The organism is Tahibacter amnicola, from assembly GCF_025398735.1.
Lineage (GTDB): Bacteria > Pseudomonadota > Gammaproteobacteria > Xanthomonadales > Rhodanobacteraceae > Tahibacter > Tahibacter amnicola.
Window position 1 is genome coordinate 2,614,904 of the sequence record NZ_CP104694.1, and the last position, 17,349, is coordinate 2,632,252.

The window sequence follows — 17,349 nt, forward strand, 5'->3', positions numbered from 1 at the left end:
GCCGGACCTCCCTTCGGCCCGGACGCATGCACGAGCACCGCCTTCGACAGATGCTGGAAGCGCACATCGCCCAGGGCCGCTTCGATGCGGCCCTGGTGTTGCTGGAACAATGGCAGGGGCAGGCGCCGCGCCAGCTCCTGCCGGAATTGATCCGGGCTCGCCTGGAGTTCATGCAGGGCCGTTATCGCGCCGCAAGGGCCCGTTTCCTGCAGGCCGTGCAGGAACGCGAATGCGCGCCGTCCGACGTGCTGGAACTGGTCAACGGATTGCGGCTGTTCGTGGCCCACGACGCCATGATCGCGTGGGCCGAAAGTTATCCGCACCGGAATGCGCTCCGGGCGGTGGACCAGGTGCTGGCGGCAGCCTCCCTGAGCACCATCGGCGCGCAGGACCTGGCCCGACGCTGGGCCGACGAGGCCGTTGCGAAGGCCCCGGATGACGGTATCTGCCGGGTCAATCGCGCGTTGATTCTCAACTACGCCGGCGACTTCGATGCCGCCCGGGCTGACCTGGATCACGTCCTCGGCGGGCCGCAGGAATCTGCCATGGGTTACTGGCTCGCCGCCCGGGTTTCGCGGCAGACACCCGACCGCAATCACGTCGGCGCCCTGCGCGAACGCCTGGGCCGCTCGACGCTGCATCCGCGCGATCGCGAATTTCTATACTTTGCACTGTTCAAGGAACTCGACGACCTGGGCGACCGGCCCGGCGCGTGGGAAGCGCTGTCCGCCGGCTGCCGCGTCGCCCGGACGAGGGCCCCCTACGATGCGGCGATGCAGGAGCGGCTGTTTGCGCATCTTCGCCAGCCGATCCGCGCGGTACCGGTAGCGGATCCACCGCCGGTCGGTGCGCCGGTGCCGATCTTCATCGTCGGCATGCATCGCTCGGGCACGACCCTGCTCGAAAGCATGCTCAGCGCCCATCCGGAGGTACATGCCTACGGCGAATCCCAGCGCCTGAGTGCGGCGCTGCGGCTGGCGGCGGACCGCTATTGCCAGGGTGTCATTGACGACGGCCTGGCGCAGCGCCTGCCGGATCTGGACTACCGTGCGGCTCGCGACAGCTTTCTCGGCGAAGGCCGGCGACTGGTAGGGCAGGCGACGCACGTAACGGAGAAAATGCCCGGCAACTTCCAGCTTGTCGGCGCGATCCGTCACGCCTTGCCGCACGCCCGCGTCATTCACATGCGGCGGGATCCCATGGACGTGTGTTTCGCCAATCTGCGCGAGCACTTCGCCGACGGCGTGAGCCACGCCAACAGTGCTGTCGACGTGGCGCACTATCACGCGCTGTATCGTGGTCTGATGGCGCATTGGCAGGAGGTCTATCCGGGATTCGTCCTGGACGTGGACTACGAATCCCTCGTGACGGATCCCGTAGCCGAGTCCCGGCGCGTCTATGCGTTTTGCGGCTTGCCCTGGGACGACGGTGTTACGGATCCCGCGCGATGGGCGGGGCGTGCCATCACCACCCTCAGCTCACTTCAGGCGCGCGGCACGATCCATCGGAACCGTGTCGGTGGGTGGCGGGCCTACGCCCAATGGCTGGAGCCCCTGCAGGAAGCGCTCGGCGTCACCGAGGTGTCGGCCAGCTAGCGCCACGCGCGCGTCGCCTCCTTGCCGTTCTGTGCGTCCGTTCTCGAATGTTCCGGCGATGGCGGTAAACCGCAGCCGGACACCGCCGTTGATCTTCCCCGGGTTGAACCTGCCTGGCGTCATCGTTGCGGCGCCAGGTCCACCGGGAAGGGAGATGGGTAATGACACGGTATCTGATAGCGATGGCAGCAGCCGTCGTGGGGATGGCACACGCGGCGCCAGCGGCAGCCTTTGACACGATCTGGCGCGGGGGCTTCGAGAGCGCGGCCAACCGTACTTCCCCCTGGGTACCAACCTGGATCGGATGCTGGACCACTCGACCGCATACAACTTCGTTGACGTGATGAAGCAGTCACGTACGTGGATCACGCAGCACACGCAGTCCAGTGCCTGGGATACGGGCGACTTCGCCTGCCTGGACCTCGATGCGAACGGATACGTGCGCTCGCTGGTGCCGCGGACCGACCACCCCGATTGCACCGAGCCGGACTACAACGCGGTTTCCACCCTGTTCTTCTACGGCGAGAACTGGCATGGGCACTATCCGGCGGGCCGGTATACCGTGACCTGGGAAGGGCGCGGCAAGCTGGAGTACTTCTTCGCCGCCCGGAAGAACGACGCGGATTCCAGCGATCACCGCGATGCCCTGGACGTGGATCCCAGCGAGAGCGGATTCATGCTGCGGATCAGCGAAATCGATCCGGAAGACCCGGTGCGCAATATCCATGTGTGGATGCCGGGATTTGACGAGAACACCGGGCCTTCGCAGCTGTTCCACCCGGATTTCCTGCGCCTCATCCGACGCAACAAAGTCCTGCGCTTCATGGACTGGATGATGACAAACAACTCCAACGAGAAGGAGTTTGCCACGCGACCAAAGCGGCCGGACGTGCGCTGGACCGAGCACGGCGTGCCGCTGGAGATCATGGTCGAGTTGTCCAACCGCACCGATACGCATCCCTGGTTCAACATGCCGCACCAGGCCACGGATGACTACATGATGCGCTTTGCGCAGATGGTGAAGCGCCAGTTGCGGCGTGATCTGAACGTGTACGTGGAGTATTCCAACGAGATCTGGAATCGCATATTCACCCAGGGCACCTATGTCAGGGACCATGGTGTCGGCCTTTTCGGCGCCGCTGACGAATGGGAAAGCCGCTTTACCTGGCACGGTATGCGGTCGGCACAGATGTGCGATATCTGGAAGGCGGCCTTTGGCGATCAGGCAGACCGCGTCGTCTGCGTTCTGGGCGGCTGGGCGAGCAATGCCTACATGTCGCGGGTGGCGGCCGAGTGCACACTGTGGACCGACGGCCGCCCCTGCAGGGGGCATGGGCTGACCGCCATGGCGATCGCGCCCTATTTCGGTGGCTATCTCGGTGACGATCCCTACTTTGATACCGTCAAGAACTGGAACCTGGACAAGCTGTTTACGGAAATCACGCAAGGCGGGCAGTTGACGGGCGGCCCGGCAGGCGGCTCGCTGGCGGAAGCCAGGCGCTGGATGGATGCGCACGCGGACGTCGTCGACGACCTCGGAATGCATCTGGTCGCCTACGAAGGTGGCCAGCATCTCGCGGGCGTGCCGGTTGCTGCCCAGGAATCGCAGACCCTTACCCGGCTCTTCACCAGCGCCAATCGCGATGCGCGCATGGGAGCGATCTACACGCAGTACCTCAACCAGTGGAAAGCGGCCGGCGGCGAGATGATGGTCCACTTCAACGCCTCCGGCATGTACTCCAAATACGGCAGCTGGGGCGCCGTGGAGTTTCTCGACCAGCAGAACACCCAAAAGCAGACCGCCATCCGGAACTTCATTCAGAACACGCCGTGCTGGTGGACAGGATGCGAAGACTGATTTCGCTACGTCTTCAGTAGCTTAAGCGGAGGCGTATGATCGTGCGGGGCGTCACGCAGTATGCGCAACTGAACGCCGCGGAACCACACCTCACGCCAGCGGGTGGTCTTGGCGGATGGCGTCAACTGCTGTGGCGAAACGGTCACCTCGCCTTCAAATGCGTGACGCGTGTCGATGGCGCGTCGGTTGACTGCGGCGAACAGGGTATTGCCGTCACGGTAGCTGACGGCGACCAGTGCGCCGCAGCGGGCACACAGCAGGAACTCGGCGGACTGGCTACCCTGGCGATAGCGCGACAGGTAGTCGGTGCTGTCGATCAGGAAGGCACACCGTCCCTGCGGATCGGACAGCCAGGCGGCACCGTGCCGGGTGCAGAAGTCACAATCACAGGCGCGGGGGGCGTATGTTTCCGGTGCGGCTGATAGCGTCACTTGCGTGTGGATCGCGCCGCAATGGCATCCGCCGTTCAGTCGGATCATCGCTTGCTCTGATTGAGAAGGACACCGTCGACTGTGGCGGGATCCGATTGCCGCGTCAATGCGGCAATCGGATCGGTGCGTATCCGGCCGTCAGGCGACCGGTGCCGGATCTTCGTTACGGGCGACAGATTTCCGAGCAGACCTGCGGCCGGCCGGCGGAGTCTTTGCACGGCACGTCACAGCGCGGCAGCGACGCACGGCTGTTCAGATAGTCGCGCAGCACGTTCTGGCGGTGTGGCAGGAAGACATCCGTCAGGGCCTGGGAGATCGGGAAGCGTTCGCCGTCCGGACCGGTTTCGGTGAACTGCTCGGTCACATGAACAAATCCGAGCGTGCCAGGCCAGTTCGGCTGCCCGCCGCCGATATCAGCAAAGCCGCTCAGCTGGTGACAGCCGGCGCAGGACATCGCCTGGGCGCGGGCGATGATCTGGTCCGGCGTGAGCCGGCTGCCGATCTGGTTGAGTTTGTTCTGGATCTGCACGCGGAAGGATGGCGGCGAGTTCGAGAACGCGAAGACGTAGTCGTTGTCGGTGCCCTGTTCCTGGCTTTCGCCGGTATTGAAGAACTTCGGCGGCGTGAAGGTGAAGCGGTTGATGTCCGGTACCGCCAGGTTCGCCACCTGCTGGTTGACGAAATGCGTGCGGAAGGTGCGCGCCGTCTCGGTGTTGTCGGAGAACAGCGTCGCCGACGGGTTCGTCTTGACCGTCTGCGGGCGCATGCCGGCCAGCGGGCAGGGCCGGTCAGCAGGGCAGGGGACGAGGTTGCTGTCGCCGCGGAACAGCTTGAACTCACGCAGGACCCAGTTGCCGCCGCTCTGGAACGTCATGAACTGGTTGCTGCGGATCTGGCCCTTGCCGGAGGGGCCGGCGCCGTAGTTGTCGGGGTGTACGACCGGCCGGAAGCCGGGCAGGCCAGTGAAATAGAACTGCTTGAGTTGGCTGGCGCGCTGCGACACGTTGTTGGTGCGCGAGAGTTTGTCCCAGAACTCCGCCACGCGCACGCAGCCGTCGAGACCGGCTTGTGGCCGCGGATTGGGCAAGGTGGCTTCGAAGATGACCAGGTTGCGGTCGGCGAAGTTGACCTGGCCTGAACCCTTCGCGAACACGATGCGGTATTCGCCGCAGTCAGCGCCGTCGGCGGGCGCGAGGTCGAAGCGGTTGAACAGGCCGACCGGTTCGAAGCTGTCCGGTCCGAAGATGAAGGGATTGCTCTGGGCCAGTGCGCCTTCGCCCCGCGGACACTCGTACTTGAAGCCGTTGAAGGTGGTCTGGCCCTGGAGGATCTGGTCGTCGCAGTGCGAGCCGGGACCAATGCCGGGCTTGCGGTTCTGCGTGTCCCACCACTGGCGGAACAGTGGCAGTGCACGGCTGCGATCCAGTCCGCCGCGCATGACGATGGTTTCCATCGTCTCCTTGAACGTGAATTGCGCGAGGATCGCCTTGTCGGTGACGGCAAACGAGCGACGCGGATCCGTTGCGGCGATGGCTTCCGAAGCGGTCGCTGCGGACAGCGGCGCAGGTGCCACCGCAAGGCCGCGGCGTTCAGAGCTGAGCTCGGACGCGTTGCCGGCCAGGGCGGGATCGATGATCTGTGCGCTGGCGAAGCAACTGACGAAGGCCAGCGAAACGCCGGCCGCGAGTGAAGGTTTGATACGGTTCATGTCCATCCATCCTGGTGAAATACGACTTCCGTGCGCGTCATCCCTGTCAGGTCGGCCGCGCAGCGTCGCGGGCGGGACCTGATTCGTTGTCCGTGATCTCTGGCAGCAGTACCTGAGGAGGTGAGTGGCGCTTGCTGGGATTCCCCGGCACGGCGATATCCGTGCAGAGGGAAGAACCGGCCCCGGCCAGGCCGGTGCTGGGCGTCGTGGAGCGACGTCCCGCGTGCGTAGTAGGCTACGAATGGTTTTGTACGTAAAGCGAGAATACGACGCATCGACGCGCTATTTTGACTAGGCGCGCTTTTCCTGTCGCGACGGTGTCCCGTCGCGCCACTGCTGCGGAATGGGTAGCTGTAGTGGCTGCTGCCGGCCTGGTGCGGCTAGCCGCGGGTGCGCCAGACCGATCCGGAGAACAGCGCGTAGCGCAGCAGTCCCCAGACCTGTGGCAACAGCAACGCGAGTGCCAGCCCCAGCATGCCGGCCGCAAAACGACTGTCCGGGCCGTAGGGTCCGCTGGCGAAGACGACGATCTGCTTGAGCGTCACCACCATGAAGGCCGCGAGCACGGCGGCGACGGCGAGCCACAGGTAGGGACTGAGCCAGGCGCGGTGCAGGCGCCAGCCGACCAGGCCGGCGATGCTGGCCAGCTCGATGACCAGGCGCGCTCCGAAGCTGCGGAACGGATCGCCCGTTTCGGCGTGGTGATAGGCCTGGTTGAGCGTCAGTGCGGCCAGCAGCACGATGTACATCCACCAGGCCATGCTCTGCACGGTCCATCCGACCGTGCTGTGGTCGAAGCGGACGTGGGCGCGGGGCGCCTGGTAGGGATTGGTCTCGAAGTGGTCCGGTTCGATGACGACGACGCTTTCGTCAATCGGCACAAGTGCTGGCTCGGGGTCTGAAACCGGCTCCGGGGGGCGGCTCCAGTCCAGTCCGCGCCGGGTTGCTTCGGCGATGGCGACTTCCTTCGCCAGTTCGGTCAGTGCGCCGGAACGCAGACGGTGCAGCAGCGGCGCATCGGCCAGGTCAGCATAGCGGGCGGCCAACGATTCGCGGGTGATTTCCACACTCGGGTCCTGTGGCAACGTGGCGCTGGGATCAGTGTACCCCGAGTGCTGCATCGCGCCGCCAGGCGTGCGATACCGGGCAAATCGAAGGCGCCAGGCCGTCGGTGCCTTCGTTTTGTCGATGCCAGCGGACGGGCCGCCCGTTCACGCCGCGGAAGTGGACAATAGCCGGGGTATCGCGCAGGCGTTCGGATGGCGTCACGCGCATTCCGGCGCTGTAGCCATGCGCGCGTGCGGTGTTCGGGCGAATGGAAATGATAAGTATTAAAGAGTACTAATATACGTTGAAACAGGGCGCATTCCATTGCTGGCGTGTCGAAGCCCGTCGGCGGGTGCCGGACGGAGTGAGGGATGATCCCTACGGCGGGCATTCCCCGTATGTCCCGGCGAGGCGCCTCCCAGCCGGGGTGGGCGCCACCGCCCCGATACGAGGAATTCCGCCATGTCCGTCCGATCCTTCCTGGCGTGTGCCGCCCTTGGACTCTCTGCTGTGGCTGGCGCTGCCGACAGCGAACTCGACACGAGCTTTGGCATATTCTCAACCGGCCGGAACGTCATTCCGATCAACGGAGGCGGCAGCAACAGCGACTATGTCGCCGAAGTGCTGGTCGCGCCCGACAACTCGATCTACCTGGTCGGGTCGTCCAACGTGCAGGGTACGAACGATTTCCGCCTGACAGTCGTTCACCTCCTTCCCAACGGGGTGCTCGATACGGACTTCGGCACCAATGGCCGTTACGTCGCACCCCAGGGTACCGGCAACACCTTGGCCAATTCGGCAACGTTCGACAGCCAGGGCGATATCCTGATTGGCGGTACGCGCCGGATCACTTCCAGCGACACCGACTTCACGGTGTGCAAGATCCGCGGTGCGGGGCTTGCGGTATTCAGCGGAACCAACACCGCCTGCGTGATCGTGCCGATCAACCTGGGCGGTACATTGCAGGACACGGCCTACCGCATGAAACGCCTGCCGGATGGGCGGCTTCTGCTGATGGGCACGGCCGACGCGGGTGCGGGTCCGGATCACGCCGCGCTGGCGCTGCTCAAGGCCGACGGCACCCTGGATACGTCCTTCGGCAATGGTGGCAAGGTACATACCCTGCGTGACGGCCTGATCCGCGCGGAACTGCACGGCGCGGCCCTGACCGGGGACATCCTCTTTGCCGTGGGCGAGGGCGTTACCAATCCAGGCGGACATCGCGGCGCGCTGGTTGTGAAAGTCCGGCTGTCCGACGGTGCCGTCGTTGGCGATTCCTTGAATTTCCTCGGCACCGACACCGGGCCGGCCTACTACCGCGACGCCATCGAGGTACCCGGGTTCGGGCTGATCGCGGTCGGCACCGCCACCAGTACTGGCAAGCGCCGCGGTGTCGCCGCGTCCCTGAGTGGCGCGGGCGAGCCGTACGGTAACTGGGCGAGCGGCGATGGCTATAGCCTGATGCTCGGTGGTGACGCCATCGACCTCAAGCGGATCACGCAGCAGTCGGATGGCAAGTTCCTCGTGTCCGGCACGTTCCTGGCTTCGGGCGGGGCGTCGTCGCAGCTGATGGTGGGGCGCTACAACGCCGGTGGCGGCGTCGACTACACCTTCAACCTGTTGCAGGGTTATCGCGCGATTGACTTTCAGATGCCGGGCGCGTTTGACGGCGGCGCCGTGCTGGCCGTACAGAACGGCCGGCCGATTGTCGCAGGCAGCATTTCCGTCCAGTCCAATACCGCTGACTTTGATTTCGGTGTCGCACGGCTGCAGAACGATCTGGTGTTCAGCAACGCCTTCGGACCGGCACCCAACCTGGACTGATACGGATCGATGCGGGGTCCTGGCCTGCGGCAGGGTGTGCGGTGTGTCCCGACAGCTGTCTAAAATCGTCGAAAGCGGGGAGGACGGCAGATGGATGCACAACGCTGGCGACGTGCGCGCGAATTGTTCGACGCCTTGGCCGACGCACCTGCCGAGCGCTGGAACGATCGGCTTGAACAGTTGTGTCCGGACGATGATGCCGTGCGTGCCGAGGCGCTGGCGCTACTGCGCGCGGACCAGGATGTCACGCTGACCACGGCGCTCGCCGGCCACGCGCCGGACCTGATCGAGGCGGCCGCGCAGGACCATGATCGGGAGGAACGGGTCGCCTTGGCGGGTGTGCGGGTTGGTCCGTTCCGGTTGGTTCGGGAACTGGGGCGTGGCGGCATGGGACAGGTCTGGCTGGCCGAGCGCGACGACGGTGAGTTCCAGCAGTCGGTGGCCATCAAGCTGATGCGCGGCGGCTGGGACACCGACGAGTTGCACGCACGGTTTCGCGCGGAGCGGCAGATCCTGGCGGGATTGACGCATCCGAACATCGCGCACCTGGTCGATGGCGGCGTCACCGCGAACGGAAAACCCTGGCTGGCACTGGAATATGTCGACGGCAGCAATCTGCGCGAGTATTGCGACGCCCGGCGCTTGAGTCTGCGTGAACGGTTGCGCCTGTTCCTCACCGTCTGCGACGCGGTGGCGCATGCGCACGCGCGGCTGGTCGTGCACCGTGATCTCAAGCCGTCGAATCTTCTGGTCGATTCGCGTGGCCAGGCGAAGCTGCTGGACTTCGGCATTGCCAAGCTGATCGACAGCGATACCGCAACCAGCACCACGCGCATTTTCACGCCCGAGTACGCTGCGCCGGAGCAGGTGCGAGGAGAGCTGGTCACGACGGCCGTCGACATCTATGCACTTGGTCTGCTGCTGTACGAACTCCTGACTGGCTGCCGCCCGTACCAGCTGAAAGATTCGACACCGGCTGCCTACGAGCGGGCCATCCTGGACCAGGAGCCGACCCGCCCGAGCGCCGCCGTGACGCGCAGCGATGCCGAGGCGGACGCCCGTGCGGCGCAGCGGCATCTGACGCCGGGCTTGCTCTCCCGCGCGTTGCGCGGTGACCTGGATGCCGTCGTGCTCAAGACCCTGCGCAAGGAGCCGGCACAGCGCTACTCGACCGTCGGCGACCTGGCGGCGGATATCCAGCGTTACCTGGATCGTCGGCCGGTGCTGGCGCGGCGTGGCGGATGGCGTTACCGCGCGGCGCGCTTTCTGCGTCGCCATGCGCTGGCAGCCGTCCTGGCGGCTATTGCTGTCATCGGGTTGGTCAGTGGGTTGGGCGTGGCGCTGTGGCAGGCGCGGATTGCACGGTCCGAGCGTGATACGGCGCGCCAGTCGCTGGCGTTCATGACGCACCTTTTCGAAAGTGCGGATCCCGGGCTGCGCAAGAAGACGGAATTGACGGTGCAGGATCTTCTGGATGAAGGCACGCGGACGATCCGATCCGAGCTGGCCGACCAGCCGTCGGCGCGCCTGGAACTGCTTCTGGCCATGGCGACGGCCTACGCGGGTATGGAGCTGCCCGATTCGGTCGAGCCGCTCCTGGACGAAGCCGAGCGCATCGCCGTCTCGTTGAACGCGGTTGCACACCAGGCCGAGATCCTGCGCTTACGCTGCCACGTCGCGTCGAGCCGCAACCGGACGGACGATTGCGCGGCATTGCTTGATCGCGTGGAAGCGATGGTGAATCCGGAGGATCCGGCACAGCGACGCACATTGCTGCAGGCGATTGAAATGCGTTCGATGTATCTGTCGCGGCAGAACCGTCACGCGGAAGTCGTGAAGCAGATGGAGCGCGCGCTGGCACTGACCACCAGTGATCGTGAGTATCTGCGGCGACGCGAAGAATTGCTCGGAACGCTCAGCTACTCGCTGGTGAAGCTCGGGCGTGCTGCCGAAGCGGTGAGCCGGTTGCGTCCGCTCGTCGAAGAACTGCGCCGCACGCCGGATACGCCACCGCGCATTCTTGCCGACGCCCTGGACAACCTGGCGCGTTCCCTGGCCGCTCAGGGACACAAGGACGAAGCCATTGCGCTCAACGCGGAATCGCTCGCGGTGATGGAAGCCCTGTACGGGCCCGACAACCCCATCATTTCGGTCAAGCTGGGCAACTATGCCGTGACCCTGTATGAGGCCGGGCAACTGACCAAGGCGCTGCCGCTGCTCAAACGCGTGGTTGCGCTCGACCGGGCGGGTGGCGAACCCCGGTTGCGTGGCCTGGCAAATTCCCTCGGAAACCTGGGCGCGCTGGAGTTCCAGCTCGGTAACAATGCGGTGGCGCGTGAACTGCTGACCGAGGCGGTGGAGGTGGCGGTGCGCGCGGGTGTTCCCTTGCATCAGGGGGGATGGCTGCGCTGGCGCGGCGTGCTGGCGATGACGGAACAGCGCTACGCGGATGCCCAGGCGGATCTGGCCGAAAGTCAGAAGGTGCTGGCGCCCTTGTTCGCCCCGGACCATGCGAGTCTGCTTCGAGGACGTCTTCTGGCGCAGCTGGCGCGTCTGGGCGCGCAGGGCTGGCAGGCGCGCGAGGCTGTCTGCGTCGCCGTATCCGCGGATGCTCCCAAATGGGTAGCGGCGAAGATCACCTCGGCGGAGGCCAGTGTTGCCGCGTGGCTGCAGTCGCTATGTGCGATGGCGGCACCGGATGCGACCGCAGTCGATGCGTCGTACCGCGAGCTGGTAGGGCGGCTGCCAAAAGAGGATTACCGCTTGCGCTACCTGGAACCGGTCAAGGTACGCCTGCTGCGGAATGCGGCGCCGTGATGCACTGATCAGTCTTCCAATTGGTCAAGACGCTGACGCAACGCCTCGGCTTCCTGCGGCAGCAGGGCAAATCCGTAGTGGTGCTGGGACTCGGTGTCGAGCAGGAATTGCAGCGCCAGACGGTTGCCGAGTTCCGCCGCACTGCGGATGTGCGCCAGGCCGCGATTGAGGTCGCGTGCGACACCCAGTGCAGTGAGCAGGGCGTAACCGTACTCGTATTTCGAGGCGGCGTGTCCCAGTTCGGCGCCGCGCTCGAACCACTTCGCTGCCTTGGAGTAGTTGCACACGGCCCTGGGCGCATAGACGCCGTACTGCTGGCCCAGAAAAAAGCGGCGTCCGCGTTTCCGGCGCGGGCGACGCCCTCGACATAGCGGTAGGCTTCCTCCAGCCGGCCTTGTTCATAGAGGTCGAGCCAATGGCTGCTGAAATGGATCTGGTCGTCGGATTCGTCCGGCTCGGTCATCGGTGTGCCAGTGCAGATCATCGCCCGAATGGCTGTGTGCCGGCGGTCATTGCTCCACCGGTGGCGCAGGCGGGTAGCGGCAAGGGACCACGAACGGCGCACCGGTCCGCCGTGTGGCGGCACCTGGATGATGGCCCGATTGTGCCGCCGATTCGGCGTCTAGGCCAGTTGCTCGACATCCGATGGGCGATACTGCCGCAACACCGGATTCAGGTCCCGCTGCAAATCCGGTGTCTGTCTGCCCCCGTGTTCACCAAGGCAGGAGCCGTCATGGGTGTCTATCTGGAACAGTTTCCCGGTGCGCTTGAGCCGCGTCGTACGCCATTTGACGAACCGGGCGAGCCGGTCGTGCCCTGTGCCTTCATCTACCTCACCAATCGGTACGAAGGGCGCTGGTCGTACCTGATGCCCGTCGGGTTCGAGAAGGTGCATGACCCGATCGATCATGTCGCCATGGGGTATACGCAGTTGTGGATAATGCAGAAAATGCAGGGCATCCATCCCGGAGGCGGGTCGTCGCGAAGTCGCGCGTCGAAGCCGATACCCGCCTTCGACGAGGGCATCGAACGGAGCGATTACGTGGATCTGTTTCATATCCTGCGTGAACCGGGCGCCGGCGCGATGCAGCACAATGATCATCTGGGCGGACGTCGCCGCTACCGCGACGCCGTGGAGACGGCGCGGCAGCACGCCCAGCGTGAGCATTGCCGCGTTGTCGTGGCCAAACTGCTGCACGACTGGACCTGGCATTGACGGCCGGCGCACAGCGCCGGCCGCCTGTCGCAGTACTGCTCAATTACGGCGAGTTGATGGCGGCCTGGTAGGCCAGCCAGGCGTCGAGGCGGCCGTGCCCGACCATGTGGTTGGGTCGAGTGCCGGAGGTCGTGCCGCCGCAGGTCTGGCTGAAGGGTACGCTGGCGCTGACGACCGACTGGCGCAGCAGCTGTGCCACCTTGGCGGGGTTGCCCTTCAACGCCGGCTTCGCCGACATCATCAATGCGACGACGCCGGCGACGTGGGGCGTGGCCATGCTGGTACCGCTCATGGTGCCGTAGCTGCTGTTACGCACGCTGGAACGCACGCTGACGCCGGGGGCGCTCAGGTCCGGCTTGATCGCCGACTGGCCGGACACCGGTCCGCGGCTGGAGAAGTTGGCGAGACTGTCATTGGTCGTGCCGGTCGCACCGACAACGAAGGCCGAGCTGTAGACGGCCGGCGGATCCTTGATCGTCGAGCAGGAGGAACCATCGTTGCCTGCGGCGGCAACCACCATGACGCCGCCGGCGACGAGATTGTCGACTGCCGAGCGGATCTCGTTGCCCGTGGTGCAACCCTCCGAACGCACGCAGCCCCAGGAATTGCTGGTGACGTCCGGCGCGAGGTCCGGATCCGGATTCTGGTTGGCCAGGTTGGTTGGCGCCAGCATCCATTGCAGGCATTCGATGTAGCGCGCCGGCGTGCCGTTGCCGGCAGCCATGTTGCGGCAACCGATCCATTTTGCGCCGGGTGCTACGCCGATCTGGTTGCTGCCTCCGTCGTCGCCGGCAAACGTACCTGCCGTGTGCGTGCCGTGGCCGTTGTCGTCACAGGGCGCGGGAGCATTGTTGCCGCAGGTGTTGCCGGACGCGTTGTGGATAGCGTCATGCCAGTGGTAGTTGTGGTTGGCGGTCGTGCCGTTCCAACCCCGGTACTGGCGCTTGAGCGCCGGATGGTTCCATTGATACCCCGTGTCCATGCCGCCGATCACGACGCCCTGCCCGCGAAATCCGGCAGACCAGACCGACGGAGCGCGAATGCGATTGACGCCGCTGGCGATCGCCTCGACCGACTCGGTAGCGCTGGTTTCCTTGGGCAGCGACGTCTTGAGGACGGGATTGGGCTCGACGCGCGCTACGCGCCGCAGCGGCGACTTGCGCGATGGCTGCGCAGCCAGTTCGCGCAAGGCGGACGCGGGCAGCTCGGCCTGAATGACATTGGCGATCCAGTAGGCCCGGTACTGGATGCCGCGCGCGTCCAGCCAGGCGCGTACTGACTCCTGCGAAACATCGGCACGCGCGATCAGGTTTGCCACGAGCGCGCGACGCCGGACCAGGTAATCGGCCTCTTCCGCCAGCGGGGTGGTGAGCGGGGTCTTCTGGTCGTCCATCACAAGCAGGACGTCTTGGGTCTTGCCCGCGTTTTCGCTCGCCAACAAGCTTGGATTGACGTCGGCGGCGCTGGCGGCGGCCGACGCAAACAAGGCGGCCCACAGCGCGTGACGCGCCAATCCCGTCGCTTTCACAGCAGGAACTGCTTTCATCCTTCTTCCCTCCCAGGTAGAAGGGCCGCCCACTACGGCGACCCGCAAGCCGGCGCCCCCGCGCCGGAGAATGCGCGCAACCGATCCTGCGCCGCGCTCACGGCGGGATGGGTGAGCGGACCGGCTGTGCGGGTGATCGGTGCGGATAAAGCAATTCCGCGAGTTTTCGACAAAATACCGGGCGTTGTCGAGGGGCGGCGGAGGCGGTAGCCGAATGGCCTATGTTCGCGGCAAGCACTTGTATTGATGGCGGATTATCCGGGCGGTTTTCCGGATTCGAATGGGCAGCGCCAAAGCGGTCGCGCTGTCTTGCCGGAAATCGGGCTGGCGAGCTGGACCATGACACCAAGGCTATTTCTGGAAAATGGATCTTGACCAGCCGGGTGCGCGAGGGATGTCCCCTCGCCTTGGTGCCGCGTCAAAAGATCGACGAAGCGGCCGCGGACCAGTGCCGGAAAAATGCCGTGGCGGCCTTGCCTGCGAGGAGCGACGGAATCTCGTCGGTGCGCGCGGACAACGGCGGGTCGATCCATTCGGAGGCTGGAAAATGGATGCACACGCTTGCGCAAGTGGATGAATCTGATCCGGTTCGATTGTGGTTACGCCGGGCTTTCGAAGGCTGGAAACAGCAGGTGCACTCGTCGCCTTGTGAAGAATTTTCACGATGTGGCATTACCGGTGCATTTCCCCTCCCGGGAACGCAGTGCTGCGGTTGCTGCGTGCGGAAGGTCGAGGCCTGTTGGGGGAAATATGTTGAACGCCGGAACGGTAAACGTTGCGCTGTTTGGTATCTCGCAACGCGAGGAACGCATGATCAATATCGTGCTGTCCCACCAGAAACACAGCACCACGAATTTTGTGCCGGTGAAGGCGGCGGGTTCGGCCGACTGCCGGATAGGCCTGATCGACCTGGACGCGCTCAACGCTGAAGAGGCCCGCCGGGAACTGACGGTGCTGCAGAATGCCGATCCGAATATCAAGATCATCTACGTTTCCAACGATGGCCAGCGTGGCGACGGCATCTATCGCATCGCCCACAAATCGCTGCTGTCGCAGCTGGTCCTGACGTTGCAGGACATTGCCAAGACCATCGCCACGCAGTCCTCCGTCAGTGCCATCAACACGGCGGCTTCCGCTTCACCGGGCGAGGCGGCCACGCCGTCACCGGCTGCACCCGTCCAGGGCTTGCTGCGCGGATCAATCGCCGCTGCGCGCCAGTCGTTGGCGGAACGCGTGACATCGGCCGGTGCCTACGGCATGGCACCGCTGCAGGCGCTGGTCGTCGATGACAGCGTGACGGTCCGCAACCAGCTTGACGCCGCGCTCAAGGACGTCGGTTTCATCACCGACCTTGCATCCAGCGGTGACCAGGCCGCGGCGATGATGGCGAAGAAGCGCTACGACGTCGTATTCCTCGATGTGGTACTGCCGGGTGAAGACGGCTATGCGATCTGCAAGGCCATCCGTCGTACGCCGGTTGGAAAGTCCCGGCAGGTCGTGATGCTGACCAGCCGCTCGTCACCGTTTGACCGGGCGCGCGGCGCGTTGGCCGGCTGCAATATGTATCTGGTCAAGCCGCTGTCATTGGACGTCTTCTATGGCGCCGTCGAGAAGGTGGTGGGGAAGATCCAGGCGGGTGCGCGTGCGGCGTTGATCGAGGGTGACTACCAGTTCTCCGCCTGATCCTTGCACTGACAACGGCCAGTACCAGTAGCGCGCGGCGACGTCCTGGAAGGGCGGCGTCGCGCTTTTGCGCGGCCGGGATCTGGCGCTTAGCGCCGGTGGTCGGCGACGGCCGGTCCGGGGGCGGCGCCAGGTGTGATCGCCTTGGCGTCGAGCGCCCATGGGTTGTGCCACAATGGGCGTTGGTCACAGGACTTGCCGATGAAGCCACTCGCTCTTGTTTCCCTGCTTTTTGCATCGTCTCTTGCCCATGCAGCGGCCTACCAGTGCAAACGACCCGACGGTACCCTGGCATTCCAGGACAAGCCATGTCCCGGCGCGCAGGGTTACGAGATTGAGGTCGACGGCATCCTGACGACGCGCCAGCGCGAAGAAGTGGCCAATCCGTCCGTCATCAACGTGGCGCCGGCGGTGTCACCGGACCAGATCGACATCTCCGGCCGCTGGTGTGCCTATGGGATGTCTGCCACGCCCGACGGCGAGGTCGATTCCTCCAGGACCGGTACCTGGGTCTTTACGGCGACGACGGTCATGCACAGCACGCCGACCACCGAGATGATTACCGCCCCCTATGACCGCAATGGCAATGATCTGGTCATCAGCGGCGACAGCGCGCTGGGTAATACCGCCTGGGTGGTGACGCGGGGCAAGGGTACGGAGTTGATCCTCACCTCGGCCTCGTCCGGTTCGCACCATCTGCGCCGCGGATCCTGCCTGTCCGCATCGCGCTGAGACACGGTTGCGCGTACCGGCGCGCCGAGCCGGACGGCCGGCGTGATCCGTCCGCTCCATTCGTCACCCGATCCCTGCCCGCCGTCATTCGTCGCGGCCCGCTTCCCGCCTGAGTACGACAGCGCCAGATTGTTTCCCGTCTGGCACACATCGGAAAGGGGATGGCGGTGAAAACAAACAGTCTTGAGAACGCGGGGCGCTGGATCGGTGCGGCGATTGTCGGCAATTTCGTTATCGGCATCACGTCGAACTTCAAGTTGCAGACCGACCTGTTCGGAGGCGAAGGGCTGCTGGTCAATGCGGCCGCCCATCCGATACAGATCGGACTGATCGCCGTGCTCGGATTGCTCGGCAGTCTGCTGTCGATTGCGGTGGCGTCGACCATGTCGGCGCACTTTGGCAAGGCCCATCCACGACTGACTGGCCTCTACTACGCGATCACGGCCGCGACCTTGGCAATCACGGTCGTCGAATGCGCAACCTTCATAGCCTTCCGCACGCTGAGCGAGCAGTACCTGGCGGCCGGTACAGCGGCGGGCCCGGAGTACCAGCTGCTCAAGAAGGTGCTGGCGGGCCTGCGCAACGGCGTGCATTTCCCGCATGTGCTGGCCGGTGGCGCCGGTGTGCTGGCGTTCTTCCTGCTGCTCTACCGGGAACGCCTCGTGCCGCGGGCGTTGGCGGGATTCGGCGTCGCGAGCATTCTGGTGCAGATGTTCACGGTCAGCTTCCCGTTGTTCGGGCTGCGTGTCATCTATCCCTTGCTGGTGCTCCCGGCGCTGGCCTTCGTAGGCACGGCCGGCTGGTTGCTGGTGAGGGGATTCGCCACATCGCGAGACGGCCAGCCGCCGCACTACGACGAACCGCGCCCGGCGGTCGCCTAGGGGGCTCGAAA

At 65.0% G+C, this 17,349-nt stretch carries 13 protein-coding genes; 8 read left to right on the forward strand and 5 right to left on the reverse strand.

Going from position 1 to position 17,349, the window contains the following annotated elements; translation table 11 throughout:
* Positions 1–26 precede the first annotated feature (26 nt).
* The gene (locus N4264_RS11090) at positions 27–1,595 is read left to right on the forward strand and encodes a sulfotransferase family protein (protein WP_261697098.1); all 1,569 of its coding nucleotides are present in this window, start codon (positions 27–29) and stop codon (positions 1,593–1,595) included.
* 343 nt (positions 1,596–1,938) lie between these two features.
* Positions 1,939–3,453 (forward strand): hypothetical protein, encoded by a 1,515-nt coding sequence (locus N4264_RS11095; RefSeq protein WP_261697099.1) that lies wholly within the window; start codon positions 1,939–1,941, stop codon positions 3,451–3,453.
* A gap of 5 nt (positions 3,454–3,458) precedes the next feature.
* On the opposite strand, the gene N4264_RS11100 is transcribed toward N4264_RS11095, so the two are convergent.
* The 3 genes from N4264_RS11100 to N4264_RS11110 all read right to left on the reverse strand — a co-directional run bounded on the left by N4264_RS11100 (position 3,459) and on the right by N4264_RS11110 (position 6,659).
* Positions 3,459–3,932 carry a GFA family protein gene (locus N4264_RS11100; protein ID WP_261697100.1) on the reverse strand — a complete coding sequence of 158 codons (474 nt, stop codon included), beginning with the start codon at positions 3,930–3,932 and terminating at the stop codon, positions 3,459–3,461.
* A 115-nt stretch (positions 3,933–4,047) separates the two neighbouring features.
* Positions 4,048–5,592: a hypothetical protein gene (locus N4264_RS11105; protein WP_261697101.1), complete on the reverse strand. Its 1,545-nt coding sequence runs from the start codon at positions 5,590–5,592 to the stop codon at positions 4,048–4,050.
* A gap of 380 nt (positions 5,593–5,972) precedes the next feature.
* Positions 5,973–6,659, reverse strand: coding sequence for a hypothetical protein (locus N4264_RS11110; RefSeq protein WP_261697102.1), 687 nt, complete (start codon positions 6,657–6,659; stop codon positions 5,973–5,975).
* Positions 6,660–7,101: 442 nt separating this feature from the next.
* Here N4264_RS11110 and N4264_RS11115 point away from each other — a divergent pair, with 442 nt between their 5' ends.
* Positions 7,102–8,463 carry a delta-60 repeat-containing protein gene (locus N4264_RS11115; RefSeq protein WP_261697103.1) on the forward strand — a complete coding sequence of 454 codons (1,362 nt, stop codon included), beginning with the start codon at positions 7,102–7,104 and terminating at the stop codon, positions 8,461–8,463.
* A 90-nt stretch (positions 8,464–8,553) separates the two neighbouring features.
* On the forward strand, positions 8,554–11,280 hold the full coding sequence (locus tag N4264_RS11120; protein WP_261697104.1) for a serine/threonine-protein kinase: 2,727 nt from the start codon (positions 8,554–8,556) through the stop codon (positions 11,278–11,280).
* Positions 11,281–11,288: 8 nt separating this feature from the next.
* On the opposite strand, the gene N4264_RS11125 is transcribed toward N4264_RS11120, so the two are convergent.
* Entirely contained in the window at positions 11,289–11,603 is a 315-nt protein-coding gene (locus N4264_RS11125) for an SEL1-like repeat protein (protein WP_261697614.1), read from the reverse strand.
* A 410-nt stretch (positions 11,604–12,013) separates the two neighbouring features.
* Between N4264_RS11125 and N4264_RS11130 the strand changes: the two genes are divergently transcribed.
* A complete protein-coding gene (locus N4264_RS11130) occupies positions 12,014–12,496 on the forward strand; it encodes a hypothetical protein (RefSeq protein WP_261697105.1) in 483 nt (160 codons plus the stop codon).
* 43 nt (positions 12,497–12,539) lie between these two features.
* Here N4264_RS11130 and N4264_RS11135 read toward each other — a convergent pair whose 3' ends face one another.
* Entirely contained in the window at positions 12,540–14,042 is a 1,503-nt protein-coding gene (locus N4264_RS11135) for a S8 family serine peptidase (RefSeq protein WP_261697106.1), read from the reverse strand.
* A gap of 750 nt (positions 14,043–14,792) precedes the next feature.
* On the opposite strand from N4264_RS11135, the gene N4264_RS11140 reads away from it, so the two are divergent.
* The 3 genes from N4264_RS11140 to N4264_RS11150 all read left to right on the forward strand — a co-directional run bounded on the left by N4264_RS11140 (position 14,793) and on the right by N4264_RS11150 (position 17,338).
* On the forward strand, positions 14,793–15,725 hold the full coding sequence (locus tag N4264_RS11140; protein ID WP_261697107.1) for a response regulator: 933 nt from the start codon (positions 14,793–14,795) through the stop codon (positions 15,723–15,725).
* A 201-nt stretch (positions 15,726–15,926) separates the two neighbouring features.
* Positions 15,927–16,457: a DUF4124 domain-containing protein gene (locus tag N4264_RS11145; RefSeq protein ID WP_261697108.1), complete on the forward strand. Its 531-nt coding sequence runs from the start codon at positions 15,927–15,929 to the stop codon at positions 16,455–16,457.
* A 167-nt stretch (positions 16,458–16,624) separates the two neighbouring features.
* On the forward strand, positions 16,625–17,338 hold the full coding sequence (locus N4264_RS11150; RefSeq protein ID WP_261697109.1) for a DUF4386 family protein: 714 nt from the start codon (positions 16,625–16,627) through the stop codon (positions 17,336–17,338).
* Positions 17,339–17,349: the final 11 nt, after the last annotated feature.